This window comes from Methylophaga sp. F-2 (genome assembly GCF_056859315.1).
Genome location: NZ_JBSXOF010000019.1, coordinates 522,168 through 539,340, shown reverse-complemented (window position 1 = coordinate 539,340; position 17,173 = coordinate 522,168). Strand labels below are relative to the sequence as shown.

General features: G+C 42.3%; 16 protein-coding genes and 1 tRNA gene. 10 read left to right on the top strand and 7 right to left on the bottom strand.

Translation table 11 applies throughout. From position 1 onward, the window contains the following. Positions 1-24 precede the first annotated feature (24 nt). The 4 genes from AC13DA_RS11910 to AC13DA_RS11895 all read left to right on the top strand — a co-directional run bounded on the left by AC13DA_RS11910 (position 25) and on the right by AC13DA_RS11895 (position 2,738). Positions 25-618 (top strand): TetR/AcrR family transcriptional regulator, encoded by a 594-nt coding sequence (locus AC13DA_RS11910; protein ID WP_284451938.1) that lies wholly within the window; start codon positions 25-27, stop codon positions 616-618. Positions 619-679: 61 nt separating this feature from the next. Further along, positions 680-943 carry a DUF4242 domain-containing protein gene (locus AC13DA_RS11905; RefSeq protein ID WP_284451937.1) on the top strand — a complete coding sequence of 88 codons (264 nt, stop codon included), beginning with the start codon at positions 680-682 and terminating at the stop codon, positions 941-943. Positions 944-985: 42 nt separating this feature from the next. After that, complete coding sequence (locus AC13DA_RS11900) at positions 986-1,927, top strand: quinoprotein relay system zinc metallohydrolase 2 (RefSeq protein ID WP_284451936.1); 942 nt, start codon at positions 986-988, stop codon at positions 1,925-1,927. A 4-nt stretch (positions 1,928-1,931) separates the two neighbouring features. Then, on the top strand, positions 1,932-2,738 hold the full coding sequence (locus AC13DA_RS11895) for a quinoprotein dehydrogenase-associated SoxYZ-like carrier (RefSeq protein ID WP_284451935.1): 807 nt from the start codon (positions 1,932-1,934) through the stop codon (positions 2,736-2,738). Positions 2,739-2,761: 23 nt separating this feature from the next. On the opposite strand, the gene AC13DA_RS11890 is transcribed toward AC13DA_RS11895, so the two are convergent. From AC13DA_RS11890 to AC13DA_RS11860, 7 genes are all read right to left on the bottom strand, one after another. After that, a complete protein-coding gene (locus tag AC13DA_RS11890) occupies positions 2,762-3,097 on the bottom strand; it encodes a hypothetical protein (RefSeq protein ID WP_284451934.1) in 336 nt (111 codons plus the stop codon). Then, positions 3,098-5,173, bottom strand: coding sequence for an EAL domain-containing protein (locus AC13DA_RS11885; protein ID WP_284451933.1), 2,076 nt, complete (start codon positions 5,171-5,173; stop codon positions 3,098-3,100). Between the two features lie 125 nt (positions 5,174-5,298). Further along, on the bottom strand, positions 5,299-6,207 hold the full coding sequence (gene ypfJ, locus AC13DA_RS11880; RefSeq protein ID WP_284451932.1) for a KPN_02809 family neutral zinc metallopeptidase: 909 nt from the start codon (positions 6,205-6,207) through the stop codon (positions 5,299-5,301). Positions 6,208-6,236: 29 nt separating this feature from the next. Continuing rightward, complete coding sequence (locus tag AC13DA_RS11875; protein WP_284451931.1) at positions 6,237-7,010, bottom strand: nuclease-related domain-containing protein; 774 nt, start codon at positions 7,008-7,010, stop codon at positions 6,237-6,239. Between the two features lie 90 nt (positions 7,011-7,100). After that, positions 7,101-7,176, bottom strand: a tRNA-Val gene (locus AC13DA_RS11870). A 127-nt stretch (positions 7,177-7,303) separates the two neighbouring features. Continuing rightward, positions 7,304-8,278 carry a zinc transporter ZntB gene (locus AC13DA_RS11865; RefSeq protein ID WP_284451930.1) on the bottom strand — a complete coding sequence of 325 codons (975 nt, stop codon included), beginning with the start codon at positions 8,276-8,278 and terminating at the stop codon, positions 7,304-7,306. Between the two features lie 158 nt (positions 8,279-8,436). After that, the gene (locus tag AC13DA_RS11860) at positions 8,437-9,180 is read right to left on the bottom strand and encodes a dienelactone hydrolase family protein (protein WP_007145253.1); all 744 of its coding nucleotides are present in this window, start codon (positions 9,178-9,180) and stop codon (positions 8,437-8,439) included. Positions 9,181-9,608: 428 nt separating this feature from the next. Here AC13DA_RS11860 and AC13DA_RS11855 point away from each other — a divergent pair, with 428 nt between their 5' ends. From AC13DA_RS11855 to AC13DA_RS11830, 6 genes are all read left to right on the top strand, one after another. Beyond that, positions 9,609-10,157 carry a sigma-70 family RNA polymerase sigma factor gene (locus AC13DA_RS11855; protein ID WP_431522810.1) on the top strand — a complete coding sequence of 183 codons (549 nt, stop codon included), beginning with the start codon at positions 9,609-9,611 and terminating at the stop codon, positions 10,155-10,157. Positions 10,158-10,166: 9 nt separating this feature from the next. Beyond that, positions 10,167-11,138 (top strand): FecR domain-containing protein, encoded by a 972-nt coding sequence (locus tag AC13DA_RS11850; protein ID WP_284451929.1) that lies wholly within the window; start codon positions 10,167-10,169, stop codon positions 11,136-11,138. Positions 11,139-11,263: 125 nt separating this feature from the next. Next, a complete protein-coding gene (locus tag AC13DA_RS11845; protein WP_284451928.1) occupies positions 11,264-11,761 on the top strand; it encodes a sigma-70 family RNA polymerase sigma factor in 498 nt (165 codons plus the stop codon). A 2-nt stretch (positions 11,762-11,763) separates the two neighbouring features. Continuing rightward, on the top strand, positions 11,764-12,729 hold the full coding sequence (locus AC13DA_RS11840; protein WP_284451927.1) for a FecR domain-containing protein: 966 nt from the start codon (positions 11,764-11,766) through the stop codon (positions 12,727-12,729). Between the two features lie 76 nt (positions 12,730-12,805). Next, on the top strand, positions 12,806-16,360 hold the full coding sequence (locus tag AC13DA_RS11835) for a TonB-dependent receptor (RefSeq protein ID WP_284451926.1): 3,555 nt from the start codon (positions 12,806-12,808) through the stop codon (positions 16,358-16,360). A gap of 317 nt (positions 16,361-16,677) precedes the next feature. After that, the gene (locus AC13DA_RS11830) at positions 16,678-17,079 is read left to right on the top strand and encodes a type II secretion system protein G (protein ID WP_284451925.1); all 402 of its coding nucleotides are present in this window, start codon (positions 16,678-16,680) and stop codon (positions 17,077-17,079) included. Positions 17,080-17,173 lie beyond the last annotated feature (94 nt).

Below are 17,173 nucleotides of genomic sequence, written 5' to 3'. Positions count from 1 at the left end.
GACGACCGGTCGCATTATGCGGTTATGAGCACACAAAAACAGATTAAAAAAGAACAAATCCTCAATCAGGGGATTGAGTTACTGATGCGAAATGGTTATCACGGCACCGGTATCAAATTGATATTAGATACCGTTCAGGTGCCCAAAGGCTCGTTCTATAGCTACTTTGAAAGTAAAGAGAACTTCACGGCAGAAGCCATTCGTCACTACATCGCCCCATTTATTGCACGGCTACAATCTTTTCTGAACAAAACAGACTTAAATGGTCACGAGGCTATCAAAGCCTACTTTGAATCACTAATCGAGGATCTGGAGCAGTCAGATTACCGTGGTGGCTGCTTATTAGGCGATATGATGGGGGAAATCAGCAGTGCCAGTGAATTATGCCGACAAACATTGTTAGCTGCAGTGAGTGACTATTGTCAACTAATGGAACAAGGACTGTATAAAGCTCAGCAACAAGGCATTGTTCGACAGGATATAACAGCTGACGTAATGGCAAAACTATTGTTTGATCAATGGCAAGGGGCGTTACTGCATATGAAAGTGGAAAAATCTACAGCCCCGTTATCACGTTGTTTATCGCAATTACTGGACGGCTATTTTCTTCAACGTTAAATGACGTTGATTTTTTTTAACAGGTTGTAAAGACGACCGGTCATATTTATGAGGTAACAAAATGAATAAATACATTATTGAACGTGAAATAGCAGGAGCAGGCGAGCTAACCAAGAATGAACTTGACCAGATAACGGACAAATCCTGTTCAATTTTAAGAGAGATGGGGCCGGAAATTGAGTGGGTAGAAAGTTATGTGACAGATAATAAAATATATTGTGTATACAAAGCTGAAAGTAAGGATTTAATCTTGCGTCATGCAGAGCAAGGTGGTTTTCCTGCCAACGCTATCTCAGAAGTCAAAAATATGATTAAACCAAAATAAATACTGAGAGAGAACACACCCTACATAGAAAAGGGGAGAGAAATGAAAAATAAAACAAAAGTCACGTTAAGCGCCGTGACTATAGCCATCAGCACCTTGTTGATGCTGAAAGCCAATGCGGAAGAATACTCAGTAAAACAAGTGAGTGAGGGGATTTATTATCACCAGGGTGTTCAGGAAGATGCGAATCGGGACAATAAAGGCGAAATAGCTAATACCGGTTTTATCATCGGTGAAAAGTGTATTGCCGTTGTCGATACCGGCGGCAGTTACCTTGAGGGGAAATCGCTCTTTGCAGCGATACGCGATAAAAGTGATTTACCTGTTTGTTATGTCATCAATACCCATGCCCATCCTGATCATTTTTTAGGCAATGCAGCATTCAAAGATACTGAAGCAACCTTTATTGGCAACGATAAAATGCCAGCTGCAATCGAAGCCCGAAAATCGTTTTATGAAACCCGTTTCAGTGACATTCTGGGGCCCCACTTTAAAGGCACAGAGTTTATTGAACCCAGCCAATTAGTGAGTGTGGGTAACCCCATCACCATTGACTTGGGTGAACGTGAACTGGTTCTGACCAGCTATCCCACCTCTCACACAGATAATGATCTGACGGTGCTGGATAAAAAAACCAAGACCTTATGGACCGGCGACTTACTCTTTGTAAAACGGATTCCAGCCTTGGATGGCAGTATTAATGGCTGGCTAAGCACAATTGAAGCACTTAAATCCATGAAGTTAAATGCGGTGATTCCCGGCCATGGACCTGCTCAACATGAAGAGTGGCAACAAGCCTTTGATGATGAAGCGCATTATTTCAGTACGATTCGAGAGCAAATCAGAGCCATCATTAATGATATGGGAACCATCAACGAAGCAACCGAATCTGTCGGCCTGAGTGAGAAGGGTAAGTGGCTGTTATTCGACGACTATCATAAACGTAATATCACAGCGGCTTTTACTGAACTGGAATGGGAATAACCGAATGAACACATCATTTAAAAATATCGGGCTTGCTGCTTTGTTGAGCTTATTTTTGTTGCCTATTTTGAGCATGGCCGCTGATGAGCCTCAAGAGCAATGGCAAACCCTTAAAGAAATCTATTTTGAAAATAAAACGATTTTAGAAGATGCCGACGACTGGTTAGTGATCGAAGCACCTAAAAGAGCTGAAGATGCCGCGATAGTTCCAATCCACCTCTATTCAAAGAAACCGCAAACCGCCAGTTCTTACATCAAAAATCTGCATGTATTTATTGATAATAATCCAATGCCATACTCGGCTAACTTCCATTTATCACCGAGTTTGGAAACGGTTGATATCTCGACACGAATGCGTGTTGATCAATACACCTATATTCGAGCCATTGCAGAAATGAAAGATGGCAGCCTGCACATGGTGAAGCGTTTTGTGAAAGCTTCGGGTGGTTGTAGTGCGCCAGCAGCAAAAGATCAGGTCGCTGCCATGGCGAGACTGGGCAAAATGCAGATTCGTTATCGTGATGGTGACTCTGATGAGGCAAAACCTGTCCAGGTGGTCATCAGTCATCCCAACAATAGCGGTCTACAAATGGACTTAAAAACCCGTGGTTATATACCAGCACATTATGTCGAAAAAATGCAGGTTACGCTGGATGATAAGGTGTTGATGACTATTGATACTGGCATATCGATTAGTGAAGATCCCAGCATGCGTTTTATGTTGCCAGCCGGGAAAGCAGGGCATGGTTTGTTGAAAGCAGAAGTAACCGATAATAAAAAGCAGATCTATACGATAGAAAAGCAGATTTAATAGTGTTCTGACTGACAAGGATGTCAGTCGCTGAATGGATATTTCCAGTTAATTTGTTCAGCTGGCATCATTTGATCGACACTCAAACGAATCATCCCGGTTGGATCGCTGGCCGATCCTATCACAACATAACGTCTGCCTGATTCGGTATAACCTATACCTCGTGCCGGATTAAATTCAGTAATTGGGCTGCTGTTACGTAAAGTAAACGGAAGCAGCTCATCTTCTTCATCAACAGGTTTGAACGGAGGCACGGTTTCAGGACGTTGACGGAGCCCAACAAAAATTTCCTCACCAGTGGGCAGAATCAGAATATTCCAGTGATAAAGCGTCATCACCGTATCAGCGGCACTTGTCATTTATTCAGCAACTTCATGGCGGTGAGATAAAAAATACCCAGGGCAATCTTCAGGTTTGAGTGGTGGACTATGATAATAGCCCTGAAAGATATCACAGCCCATCTCAAGCAAGGCTTCACGTTGTTCTTGTGTTTCCACGTATTCAGCTACCACAGAGACTTTTTGAGCTTTACCTAAAGCACTGATGGTGCGAATGATATCGGCATTCGTTGAATTGGTTAGAACATCACGTGTGATTGATCCATCAATCTTAATCGCATTTACTTTAAAGCGACGCATATGTAACAGTGATGAATACCCCATGCCAAAATCATCCATAGCCAGATGAATGCCTATATCACTGATTTCTTGTAATATTTTCTCAACTTGCTGTGAATCAGAAATTTCTGATGACTCGGTAATTTCCAGCTCAATTTCTTCAGGATGAAGTCCGTACTTAGTAACACACCCCGATAAAAAACTCGGTAAAGCATTATCACTCAGTTGCAGTGGAGAGATATTGATGGCCATTGTCAGATTCTGGTGGCCTAAAGCATTCCATTTCGCCTTAGTGATACAGCAGTGTTCAAATACCCATCGACCTAATTTATTAATATCACCACTATCTTCAGCCAGCATGACTAGCATCGCAGGAGACACAAAACCGTATCTTGGGTGCGTCCAGCGAACCAGTGCTTCAACCCCAACAATGTGACCAGCACGATGATGTTTAGGTTGGTAAACAACCGTTAATTCATCATGGTAAATTGCCTGACGCAAGTCATAGACCAGATCTCTGGCAATCATTCCAACCTTGTCTTGCCTGCTGATAATTTGTTGCTTGGTTTGGCCATTATGAATAATGGTATTAGTCGCCTCTTCAAAAGCCAATTGCTCTTGCTGATGTCTGTATATCTCGGTTTTGCGAACAAAAGGTAAATAGAGGAGTGTACTGATACTGATTGCCAATAATTGCAGCGCGACACCATGCCATGACTCAGTGAGTAACCACGCAGACAAAATGGGCGGTGTCGTCCAGGTGACACTGCCTGGGTTAACTACATGCACCAAGCCTGATTGAAAAGCCAGCAATGAGATAGCCATTAATGACAAAGGCACCATAAAAAAGGGAATTAAATAGCGTGGGTTGAGAACAATGGGTAAACCGTAAATGAGAATATCATTGATGTTAAAAAGACTAGGGATGATCGAAATTTTGGCGACTTTATTTTGCATGCCACGGCGTGTCGTGATCAAAATAGCAATCACTAAGCCTAGCGTTGCACCAGAGCCACCGATCAAAACAAAACTGTCATAAACAGGACGTGTCACCCAGTCAGTACTAATAGTTGTAACGTCATTAATGAAAAAAGCGCCTTGGTGATATGACTCAATAGCGATACCACCGTGTATGCCGATAAACCACAAGCTTTGGTTAACCAATACCGTCAGCGTGCTTAATATCCATGCACCATAACCCTCAGCCTGAGCCCAATGTGTGAGGGCATCGTACACATCAGGAAAATCAGGTAACAAGTTTATAAATGCTGCCACTACAAAAAAGAAAACCCCGACAATAACAATGGTCGGGGTCAGGCGCATGGCGTTATAAAAGGCGGTGTCAGATTCGACGGATAAGTGTAATAAATCCAGCAGTCGTTTATGGGTTAACCAACAGATCATTTCAGCCGTTGCAACCCCTAAAATGACCGCCAGTAGCATAGACTCCATACTGAATTCGATAGCAGAATATCCCAGCAAGCTAGTCACGATAATGTAATTAATAGCCGCACTGATAGCGACCATTAATGGTGTCGGCATATCGCTTTCAATGTTACTGCTACTATTAAGTCTATAAACCAATTGCACTGAAATAATGGCTGTCAAAGCCAGGGCAAAAAAGCTAAAGGTCAGCTCACTGATACTGAGTAGTGGAGTTTTCCATGAAGCACCAAACAGCGAATTCATCAATTGTTGGTAGGCAGGCCATGGCAGATAAATAAGTAAATCCAAAGTCACTCGTAAAAATGTCAATGGCAGTAATGAAACAAAGCTATTACGTGTAGCTACTATCCATAACAGCATTCGTTGTTTCAATATGCTTCTCCCTAAAGACATTTCTAAAATTTTTCCAATTGAAACATATACACTAATAAAAAGCAGTGAATCGCTTCATAAATTTATATAAATCATAACCTAAGCGTGATGATCTAATCTTGTTTTTATCTGTTGATAAATGTATCACATGCTTCAACATTACCTGTGTCATAACCGGTTTTAAACCATTTCACTCGTTGAGCTGAACTGCCATGGGTGAATGAATCTGGTCTAACCACGCCCGTCGCTTGTTTTTGCAATGTATCGTCCCCGATAGCACTGGCCGCTGTTAAGCCTTCTTCTAACTCACCAGCTTCTAAGAGTTGTCTTGTTTCATTGGCATGATATGCCCAAACACCGGCAAAGCAATCGGCCTGTAATTCTTGTTTGACAGAGAGTTTATTCCATTCCACCTGACTCATTTTGCTGCGGGCGGCATTTACTTGTTGTGAAATGCCTAATAAGGTCTGGATGTGATGACCCACCTCATGGGCAATGACATAAGCCTGGGCAAAATCGCCAGGAGCTTTGAACTGATTTTTTAGCTGGTCATAAAAACTCAGATCGATGTAAACCTGTTGATCGGCTGGACAATAAAATGGCCCCATCGCTGATTGTGCAGAACCACAGGCCGAGTTCACCACTCCACGAAACAAAACCAGTTTGGGTGGAGTGTAACGCTGACCATTTTCTTTAAAGATGGCTGACCAGGTGTCTTCGGTATCCGCCAGAATGACAGAAACAAACTCGACACGTTCTTTTTCTTCAGCTGTTTCCTGTAGCGGTTCGGAGGAGGAGACTGTAGGTGCCGAAGAGGGCATACCGAGAAGGGATAACAGTACAGGTAAATTACCAGTCAATGCCGCTAATACAACAATGCCAATCAGCAATAAGGCGGTGCCTTTGAAGCCGAGTAATCTAAACACGGCGGGTAATAATCGAATAATACCGCCTGAACCACCACGAATCCCTGAAACACGCTGATTTCGACGGTCATCAATATTGCTACTTCTTCGGTTACCGCGCCATTTCATTTTCCTGTCCTTAATAGAAGGGAATAGGGTTACACCGTGTTGATATTACGACATTTCGGATATTGACTACAGCCCCAGAAAAACTGGCCCGCATTGTCACCTTTTTTGCTTTGACGTTTCACCATCTTATGACCACAGCGTGAACATATGGGGGCATCTATCAGCTTTCGTTCAACTAACTGCCTAACATGGGCCACGTGCTCTCTGTTTGTTTTCAGGCTAGGTGAAAGCCGACCAGACTCAATCTGTGATATGAGGTTTTCTTTCTCTGCCAGGTTGAGAACTGGATTGGTTTTAGACTTGATATAGCGAACATAACCCAGACCATAAGTGACATTGTCTGGCATGGGCGTTTTAAAGTCACTGTCACCAATGAAAACGATCACAGAAAAGACTTGTTCGTCAGATAAGTTGAGTAAAGCCTGAAGCGTTTTGAGGTGTTTATGATTTTGCTGCAGTGGATTCTGAAAAGTGTATTTATGTTTGTATAGTTGCTGAGTCCAGTTTTTCTGGGAGGGATTACCGAATATCCAGCCACGAATATTTTTTGTTTCCACCACAAAAACACCATAAACCGAAACGATAATGTGATCAATCTGAGTGGTCCCATCTTCGGTCGGTAGGGTCACGTTTTTGATTAAATGATAATGTTGTTTATCGAGTTGCCATCGGGCAATGACATTGACCAGAAACTCGCCCATCACACCTTTGAACCAAGCTGAACGCAGGATAGCCAGACAGAAAAATAAAGGAATGAAATACCAGAAAGACAGTAATGACGTGTAGAGCGGAGTGAAGTCCATTTCAGCACCTTGGATAGAGTCGCCAAGGGCTTACAATGCACAATATTTTAATGGGAAACAAGTACTGATTATGCAAAGAGGAATTTTTCTTGGTGGGTGCTGAGGGGTTCGAACCCCCGACCCTCGCCTTGTAAGGGCGATGCTCTCCCAGCTGAGCTAAGCACCCCAAGAAAGCGTGGCATTCTACAACATCTTTTTCAGATTTGCTCGAAAAAAATAAAGAAATTGTTATATTTATCTGGTGGATTCAACAGTAGTGCCGATAAGTGATTGATTCACCGTTTAAAGCGCATCTAAAACCATTTTTTCCAACGAAATAAAAATAATAACAATACAGCCACCACACAGAGAATCACGATTACATCAGTAAAAGCATGACTGTCATTGGCACCAGGGATGCCACCCACATTAATACCTAATAATCCTGTCACAAAGCCTAATGGAAGAAACACGGCTGCAATCACCGATAACACATACATACGCGAATTAAGTTGTTCAGACGTTTTACTGTGCAGCTCTTCCTGAACCAGTACGGCTCGTTCACGCACCGCATCCAGGTTTTCAATATAACGAATGAGGGTGTCACTGATTTCATGGATTTGAAGACGATCATAATCTGATAACCAGGATATCTTCTCCAGAGTCAGACGAGCCAAGGCATCTCTTTCCGGGGCTAAATACCGGTGCATTTTAATCACCTGACGGCGTAAATTGGCAATATCATTGTGTAAGTTTTCCGTATCATTCACTAAGACAGCATCTTCATAATCGGCAATCGTATCTTCGAAACCGGCAATAGTTTCTGACATACCATCAACGGTCAGATCCACTAACTTGATGAGAAACTCTGCACTGTTCTTAGGGCCAATACCTTTGTCCAGTAATTTATCCAGTTCTCCTGCAGAAGCGGACATTTCCCGACGGGTAGTGACGATAATACGTGGATCAATCCACACCCGAATCGAAATCATATCGTCCGAGTGTGTATCCTGATAATGATTAATCCCCCGTAACGACATCAACAAACCATTATTAATGGAAGTGGTACGTGGTCGTGTTTCTTCTTCTAATAGGGCATTAGCGATCACACCATCCAATCCGGATTGTTCAAGTAGCCAACGTTCAGCATCAGGATGCGTGTAGTCAAAATGCAGCCAGAGAATGCCATCTTCAGCCTGCCATTGCGGCAGATCATTCACATTGAGACGGGTACTTCCACCCTCACCGTTAAGTAAATGGGCAAAGGCTAAACCTGAAGGGTTGGACATGACAAAGGTGTTCCCATGCAATTAAAAAATTTGAGCTTAGCATAACAAGACTGGGGCATTGCCAGTATTTCAGCCAGATGATTTTCTCAATCTTTGGCTAATAAAAAAGGGAGTCAATGCTGTCACTGACTCCCTTTCAGGCTAAATAGAAAAGCTGATTAACGAAGTGTTCTGCTGAACAGATTTAACGCCAGTTGATAGCCGATTTGTGCGGTTTGTGCATCATAACGGCCGCCATCACCTTCATCACGCATAAACGCATGTTCAGCATTAAACTCATGCCAGGTGAAAGTAATATCGGTTGCTTTTAATTCCTGATAGATTTTTAACAAACCATCAGCAGGTACATGATTATCCTGTTTACCCCAAATCATTAATAACTCGCCTTTAATGTCATCAAGGCGTTCCATACTGTGTTGGCCGGGTTTGTTTGGAATTTTTTGGATATGTAAATCCGTCGCGTAGAAACACGCTGTGCCTTTAACTTCAGGTTGTAAAGCTGCACGGAAAGCCAGGTGACCACCAATGCAATAACCCATAGCACCAATATGACCATTGCACCACGGTTGGGTTTTTACAAACTCAATCATGGCGACGTTATCAGAGTCATAACCCTGAACATCTTTCGCTTCTTTATCGGCATTACCTTTATCACGACCAGCGTCGTCATAACCCAATACGGTGCCGATAGGGTTCAGCTCATGGAAGACTTCAGGCACTAATACAGCATAACCATGGCTTGCCATCAGTCTTGCTGCACGTTCAATCGGGCCAGTCTGTTGGAAAATTTCAGAGTAGAACAAAATCACCGGGTAGCTACCTTCACCAACCGGACGGTGGATATAAGTACGCATAACGCCAGTAGGTGTATCAAGATCGACAAAGTGGCTTTGAATTTTCATAGTAGGCTCGCTAGATTGCTTGAATGTCTGAAGAATGAAAGGAGGCTATTGTACAAGAAGTCGTTTGCTTCATCATCGCTGTATTTATCCGCAAATCAAAAAGCATCCTCCATCACCTCCATACTTAAGTTTTGTATTCAGATTGAAAAAATGAAAAATAGTTAATATTTAAAAAGTCAGGGTAAAAACCTCCCGATGCGGCTAAGCAGGCTTTCATTTTTTATAAATGGATTAATCTTTGTAAATTTAGGATTTTTTCCTATATTTACTCAAGGTAATGCGTAGTAAATTTACGTTACCTTATGTGAAATTTTGTGAACATGCACGCAGAGTTTACCCAGAACTTGTGGTTAGTCATGTTACTGCAAACCTCGACAAAACATAAGGCAGGCACAATCCGGCAGCTTATGTAAAAGGGGAGCAGGCAATTGAGTGACATAGCCCTACACTACGAATCAGACGTCAGTATTCTGGGTAATCTTAATGCAACGCGTGACTCCATCGTCACCGATCTTTATCGTGCACACAATAGCTGGTTATTAGGCTGGTTACGTAAGAAACTTGGTTGCAGTTTCGATGCAGCTGATTTAATGCAAGATACCTTTTCCAAAATTCTGCAAAAAGACGATCTGTCGGGTATCAAAGAGCCTCGTGCCTATCTCACCACTGTGGCGCACGGCCTGATGGTCAATCATGTTCGGCGTCGGGATATTGAAAGAGCCTATCTTGAAGCTTTAGAGAATATGCCAGAAGCGGAAGTCCCTTCACCTGAGTCACTCAATATTATGGTGGAGACGCTCGCCAAAATAGATGAAATGCTCGATGGCTTACCTACACGTGTTCGTAGTGCCTTTCTATGGTGTCAGCTCGAAGGACTTTCACACGCAGAAATTGCATCGAGATTATCAGTTTCAGTCAGCTCGGTTAGACAGTACATTGCTAAGGCATTGCTGCATTGTTTAAACATGAATAATTAAAATTTTTTTATGGCCCGTTCTAATAGAGATGCTATCTACGAAGCGACCAACTGGTTTGTTGAGCTGACTTCTGGTGAAGCCACAGACGCAGATCGTAAAGAATGGCAAAGATGGCTAAATGCCTCCCCAGAAAACAGACAAGTATGGGAACAAGTAGAAGCGGTCACCAACTGTTTTATGGGGCTGGATTCAAAAACCAGTATCACCGTATTAAATCGTCCGATTGATACCAAAGACATCAAATCACAGGAACGTCGCCAATTCATTAAAACCCTCAGTCTTATGCTGACTGCTGGAACGGCAGGGTGGTATGGCTATAAACAAAAGCCTTGGTATCTATTAATGTCAGATTATTCAACGGCAGTAGGTGAAATTAAACACCTCACCTTAGAAGATGGCAGTCTGCTTGTTTTAAATACTGATACCAAGGTAGCTATTGATTTTAGTGACCAAGCCAGAACAATCAGGTTACTGCAGGGTGAAATCTACATTGAAACGGCACAGGAGCAAGACCGGAATTATCGTCCTTTCAGTGTAATTACTGATCACGGTACGGTAACAGCATTAGGCACTAAATTTAGCACTCGAATTAAGTCTAAACACAGCTCTGTCAGTGTGTATCAGGATGCGGTAGAAGTCAGACCTTGTGATGATTTAGATAATAATGTTGTGGTCAATGCGGGGGAATTAGTCACATTTAATACGGCCTTTTCTCAGCAGAAGCAGCTCATAGATAGGGCATCGATGGCATGGATAAATGGGTTTATTATCGCCGATAAAATGTCATTGGCTGACTTTGTTGATCATCTATCACGTTACCACTCAGGCATCATACGTTGTGATCCTGCTGTTGCTGATTTGACTATCTCAGGCGCGTTCCCAGTCAATGATGTAAATGCCGCCTTAACCAGCACCAGTGAAGTTTTATCAATACGAATAGAACGCTATACCCGCTATTTTGTGATGATTAAACCGGCCTGATACATCAAAATAAGTTGGAGAGAGACATGAATACAACAAATAAAAATAGTGTTAAGAGGCAAGTAAATACAACCAACCGCACACATCTTAAGCCCTGTTTTGATATGGAGTGATGCAAGTTCATTATGACTACCTCAACTATTCAATCATTTAGTCAAACCTATGAAAGTCACCATAGTTGGATCTATAGCTGGCTATGTAAAAAATTGGCCTCGCATCATGATGCCGCTGATTTGACGCAAGATACGTTCGTCAAAGTATTACAGAAAGACATGCCGGAAGATATTATCGAACCGCGTGCTTATTTAACTAAGATTGCCCATGACTTGATGGTGAATTTTTACCGTCGAAAATCTTTAGAACAGGCCTATATAGAAGCCATCAGCCAACTGCCTGAGGCTATCACGCCAAGCAGTGAAGAACGATTACTCTTATTAGAAACCTTACAAGAAATTGACGAAATGCTCGCTACGTTGCCAGATCATGTCAGAGAGACCTTTTTAATGTCACAACTTGACGGCATGCGATATAAAGAGATTGCTGCCAAGTTAAACGTTAACGAACGTACCGTTAAACGCTACATGGCACTTGCCTTTACCCACTGTCTCACTTTCGCAGCTTAACGATGTCTTTAAATCCAGCCGATATTCCAGAAAATGTCATTAAAGAAGTCGTCATGTGGCTTGTCAAAGTGCAAGACGACGATTTAACAACACAAGAACAACAAACATTACTCGCGTGGCGAAATGAAAATCATCTGCACGAACTTGCCTGGCAGCGTGCTGAAAATCTCGGCATGACCTTACAGAAAATACCACCAGATATAGGCAAACAGGTATTAGGCCGATCAGCAACAATGGATAGGCGTGAATTTGCCAAACATCTTGGCCTGTTGCTTACGCTCGTTCCAATTGGTGGCATAACGTATAAATATGCTCCATGGCAAGCCGCCTTAGCTGACATTAAAACCGCGACCGGTGAGCAAAGATCAATTCAATTAGCTGACGGCAGCCAACTCATACTTAATACTGATAGTGCTGTCGATTTAGCCTTTAATGATACTCAGCGTTTGGTGAAATTATACCGAGGCGAAATCTATATTAAGACGGCTAAAGATTCAGCTCAAAGACCTTTCTTGGTACAAACTGCACAGGGTCGACTCCATGCTTTGGGTACTGAGTTTGTAGTTCGCCAGCACGCCGACTATAGCTATTTAGGTGTTATTGAGAGCGCGGTTGATGTCTTACCCAAAGATGACCCAAATCAAAACCAGATCATTGAAAAAGGTCAACAAACGCGGTTTGATTCGACAGGTATAGAGGCACCATCCGCATTAGATGATAATGCCAATGCATGGATAAACGGTGTTATCTACGCCGACAATATGCCGCTCAGCGAGTTTATTAGTTATCTAAAACGTTATCGAACAGGTGTCATCACCTGTGATAAGTCATGTGATGACATTTATGTCTCAGGCTCATTTCAAATTAATGACCCTGACCACATCCTGCACGTATTAGAAAAAACAAGACCAATAGAAATTGAATGGCGAACTCGTTTCTGGGCAAAAATCAGCAAAAAACAACGTTAATTTAAAAAATCGTGTCCCCTTTTTAATCCTTAATTGACCTAGTAATTAAGAATCACTTAATTACCCAAGGTTAACCATGTCGAAACGTACAATTTCCAGTGATAACAGCTTTATTAAATTCACCATCATCATGGCGATATTGGCCTTTTTCTATCTACCGCCGCTTTCTGCCGAAACAATGCAACTCGCTGACAACGAAAAAGGCAATGAAACAGAAAAAGCTAACCGTCATTACAATATTCCTGCGGGCCCACTATCCAAAGCGTTATCGAGTTATACCGGTATCAACGGCTTTACATTCTCGTTTGACCCCAGCCTCACCGATGGCAAAACCACACAAGGGTTACAAGGTAGCTACAGTCTAGAAGAAGGCTTTGAACAATTATTAAAAGGCTCGGGCCTGATTGTGATACCTGATACAGATGGCGGCTATCTTCTGGCACCAGGCCAAGAAGAATTACCTGCACTCGGTGATGACCGCTTAATTCTGGATACCGTCCAAGTCAGAGCACAACGCTTTTATGAAGTTGGGCCACTGCCAGGTCTTGGGCTAACCAAAGAAGAAATCCCCGGCAATGTGCAAAGCTTGTCTGCTGAAGACATTAAAGAATCACATTCACTCAGTATGGCGGATTTATTTAACTCCAAGCTTCAAGGGATTATGGTTAATGACTACCAGAGCAATCCTTTTCAAATGGATGTTCAATACCGAGGTTTTACGGCGGGCCCACAGATTGGCACGCCGCAAGGGTTAAGCGTCTTTTTTGATGGCATTCGTGTTAACGAACCATTTGGTGATGTCGTCAATTGGGACATGATCCCAATGAATGCGATAGCCAGCGTCGATGTGTTTCCCGGTTCAAACCCAATATTTGGTTTGAACACCTTGGGTGGTGCATTTACCGTCAAAACAAAAGATGGTTTCAACAACACAGATGGTGATGTTCAATTATTAGCCGGCTCATTCGACAGAAAGCAATTACAAGTAGAAAAAGGTTGGAATAACGGCACTATCGCATTTTTTGGTTCAGGTAGTTTCCATGATGAAAACGGTTGGCGTGATGACTCACCGAGTCAGGTGAATCAAGTGTTTGGTAAAGCCAGCTACCGAGGTGACAAACTAGATATCAATCTAAGTACTTTATTAGTGAAAACCAAACTGGTGGGTAATGGGTTAATCCCTACAGCGATGTATGACAAGGATGATAAAAGTGTCTTTACATCGCCAGATACTACTGAGAACACATTACAACAGTTCCAGCTTTCCGGAGCTTATCAGGTGAATGACACGTTTTCGATTACAGGTCAGATATATAGAAGAAATAGCAAACGGAAACAGGAAGGAGCTGATGTTTATACTGATTTTGATAATCAACTTGTTAGAAGAGATTTAAATGCAGGTGAGCAATACACATGCTTGTTTACTACTACTAACGACTATAACTTACCGGATTATTATCTGATACCCGTACAAGATGGCAATTTTTTTGCTGATCCATATATTTCTGCTTTTCTATCTGAAGGCGCTAGCGATGCTGCTTTTGCAGCATTAGCACAAGCAATAACCGACAACGGTGAAGATATTAATAAGTATTTTAATGCTGATTTACCCGATTATTATGTAAATTATGCACAGTATGAACTTAATGGGCCAAATAATAAATTTGCGGAAAACGCAATTTTTGTACCTAGTGCTGGAGAAAGCGAGCCTGTTTTACCAGGTGAAACCACCAGTTATTCAGCTGGGGGAAATTCATATATCTACCTAACAGCATCAAACCTATCAGCACTCAAATATAACTCTTCATTTGATACTGTTTTCGCTGGTGACAGTGCGTTCTACTTTTATACGCCAGATACTGCAGCTGCTGGTGACCTAACGCCTAATGATGGTGTTGGTGTGAAGAATATTTTGCTTATTCTTCCTCCAACTAATGGTGACGAATGTGTAGGTGATATCAATGACGATGGATTGAAAGTTACAGATTCTCAAGGCCGACCGTACACTGTAGACGGTGCTGTCTATGGCGAGACTGGGACTGGGTATGCTGATGGCACGCCGACGGCGGTGTTTACTAATACAACTATTGATCAAGTAACTGATGGTGCCTCAATTCAATTCAACTGGAATTTAGATAAACACAAATTCATGGTTGGTGCTTCGATTGACACCCCATCTGCAGAGTACAAAAGTGGTCAGAGATTAGGCATGTTGGACAAAAATCGTCATGCTTACCTGGCACCTGATGAAATCCGTGATCAATATGCTGCTGCTGATGCTGAAATTAGCAACAGTAATTTTTCTGGTGATCAAGTCACAAAAAGCATTTTCGCCAGTGAAACATGGAGTCCAGTAGATAATTGGCATTTTACTGGTTCTGTGCGCTATAACGACACAAAAGGTGAAAATAAAATCGCTGCCAGGAGCTGGGGCAGCAGTGTCTGGAACTTAGCACAATATGCTGCGTTTCCTGCTTATTATAATGTATGTTCACCTGGTGAAGATTGCCCAACTGGTTATTATGTTCCAGATGTCAGTAAGCTGCTTAATGATGCTGAAAAAGAAGATTTTAGTTACTACTCGTTAAACCCTTCTTTTGGTGCCACCTGGCAAGCAACACCAGATCTCAATATTTATGCAAACTGGGCACAAGGTACTCGAGTACCTTCTGTTATCGAGCTAGGTTGTGCATTTGATGATACGCCGATGTATTTGCCCAATGGGGATTACAGAGGTCCCAAAAGTCTTATAGAAAATCGCTCTTGTGATTTGCCTACCACTTTGTCAGGTGATCCATACCTACCCCAAATTAAATCGACCAGTATTGATATTGGTATCCGCGGACGGCTCAACGAAAATGTCGAATGGAACTTAGGCGCTTACCGTACAGATCTTAAAGACGATATTTATTTAATAGGTTTCCCCGGCAATCGGAATTTCTTTGACACTATTGGTAAGACACGACGCCAAGGCTTGGAAGCAGGGATTACTGCAGCAGTTGAAAAATGGCATTTTCAAGTGAACTACGCTATGACAGAAGCTACATTTCAAGATACATTCTGGATGCCAGCGAATGACAACAGCAGTTCAGTAGAAGACTTCTATGGTAACTATGATTATAGCCGCATGATTAAGGTTAAACCGGGTGACCGTATGCCAGGTGTACCTTTACATAACCTCAATGCCACAGTGGCTTATCAAGTAACACCAAAATGGCAAGTAGGCATTACCGCGATTGCTCACTCATCAAGTTATGTGCGTGGCAATGAAAATAATAAACATCAAGCAGGAGCTGTCATCACAGATACAGTCGATGTTAACGGCACACCTACAAAAATTAATAGAAAAGCATCAAAAAGTGATGGTGAAGTGCCTGGCTATGTCACGTTTAATTTCCAGAGCAGCTATCACTTTAATGACAGTTTAAGTGTCACTTTATTAGTCAATAATCTGTTTGATACAGAGTATTACAGTGCAGGCTCTTTAGGACGTAACCCATTTTCTCCGGCAACCTATGGAGCTACCAGTCAAAGTGGCTATAACCATAATTCACTGGAATGGGATACCGACACCTTTGTAGCGCCAGGTGCACCACGCGCTGGATGGTTGAGCCTAAGGTGGCAATTTTGATTATAGGGTTGAGGAAAAATTAGGGAAAAAAGGCGGGGCATTTGTGGCTGCCTTACAAGGAATTCACTTATAACCATGGTAAGTAGTGAGACACGAACTAGAGGTTGCGTGAATAGGTGCTGCAGGCAGCAACGAATGCCCGTCTATCTCTTGTTGGTGACTAGTCCATTATGGCCTGGACTAGTCCAACTAATTTACTCAAGACATCGTAGGGAAGATAGCTACATGATCCAAGGTCATTGGCTAATATGGTTAAGGATGGCTATTGATTCAGCTAATGAATGTGACTGATAAAAAAGAAAAGGACATCAAAAATAGTGAAGGGGATTAAAAACAAGCAGAAGCATAGGCAATTCGGGATTTCGATATATCAACTTCTCGTTATCTTCGTCACGCTTAGCATCATTGTTATTGTATTCATCAATAATTACGAAACCACGGATACCCAACTCACTGCACAAGAGAATGTGCTCCGTCATGAACTTATCGTGATGCGTAGTGCTATCACCCAATACCACAGTGTCATGAATACCTATCCTCACTCACTAGAGCAACTTGTTGATACTGGCTATTTGCGACACATTCCTGCCGATCCCATCACCAATAGTCACGAAACCTGGGAATTAATAAGACAGGCAGAAACTGACGACGTGATTACTGATGTCCGAAGTAGCTCTCGGCTTATGTCATCAAAAGGCACACCGTATTCAGACTGGTAAATCAATGTTTTGCAAACCAATTTAAAAAAAGTCTAAAAAATAATTGTCACTTTCCAATTCTCGATTGGCATACCTAATAAGAACAACAAAAAAA

Coding starts and splice junctions, on each gene's coding strand:
- AC13DA_RS11860 (WP_007145253.1), bottom strand. CDS start 9,180: ATGAAAATTCAAAGCCACTTTGTCGATCTTGATACACCTACTGGCGTT.
- AC13DA_RS11865 (WP_284451930.1), bottom strand. CDS start 8,278: ATGTCCAACCCTTCAGGTTTAGCCTTTGCCCATTTACTTAACGGTGAG.
- AC13DA_RS11910 (WP_284451938.1), top strand. CDS start 25: ATGAGCACACAAAAACAGATTAAAAAAGAACAAATCCTCAATCAGGGG.
- AC13DA_RS11905 (WP_284451937.1), top strand. CDS start 680: ATGAATAAATACATTATTGAACGTGAAATAGCAGGAGCAGGCGAGCTA.
- AC13DA_RS11875 (WP_284451931.1), bottom strand. CDS start 7,010: ATGGACTTCACTCCGCTCTACACGTCATTACTGTCTTTCTGGTATTTC.
- AC13DA_RS11850 (WP_284451929.1), top strand. CDS start 10,167: ATGGCCCGTTCTAATAGAGATGCTATCTACGAAGCGACCAACTGGTTT.
- ypfJ (WP_284451932.1), bottom strand. CDS start 6,207: ATGAAATGGCGCGGTAACCGAAGAAGTAGCAATATTGATGACCGTCGA.
- AC13DA_RS11835 (WP_284451926.1), top strand. CDS start 12,806: ATGTCGAAACGTACAATTTCCAGTGATAACAGCTTTATTAAATTCACC.
- AC13DA_RS11890 (WP_284451934.1), bottom strand. CDS start 3,097: ATGACAAGTGCCGCTGATACGGTGATGACGCTTTATCACTGGAATATT.
- AC13DA_RS11845 (WP_284451928.1), top strand. CDS start 11,264: ATGACTACCTCAACTATTCAATCATTTAGTCAAACCTATGAAAGTCAC.
- AC13DA_RS11840 (WP_284451927.1), top strand. CDS start 11,764: ATGTCTTTAAATCCAGCCGATATTCCAGAAAATGTCATTAAAGAAGTC.
- AC13DA_RS11900 (WP_284451936.1), top strand. CDS start 986: ATGAAAAATAAAACAAAAGTCACGTTAAGCGCCGTGACTATAGCCATC.
- AC13DA_RS11895 (WP_284451935.1), top strand. CDS start 1,932: ATGAACACATCATTTAAAAATATCGGGCTTGCTGCTTTGTTGAGCTTA.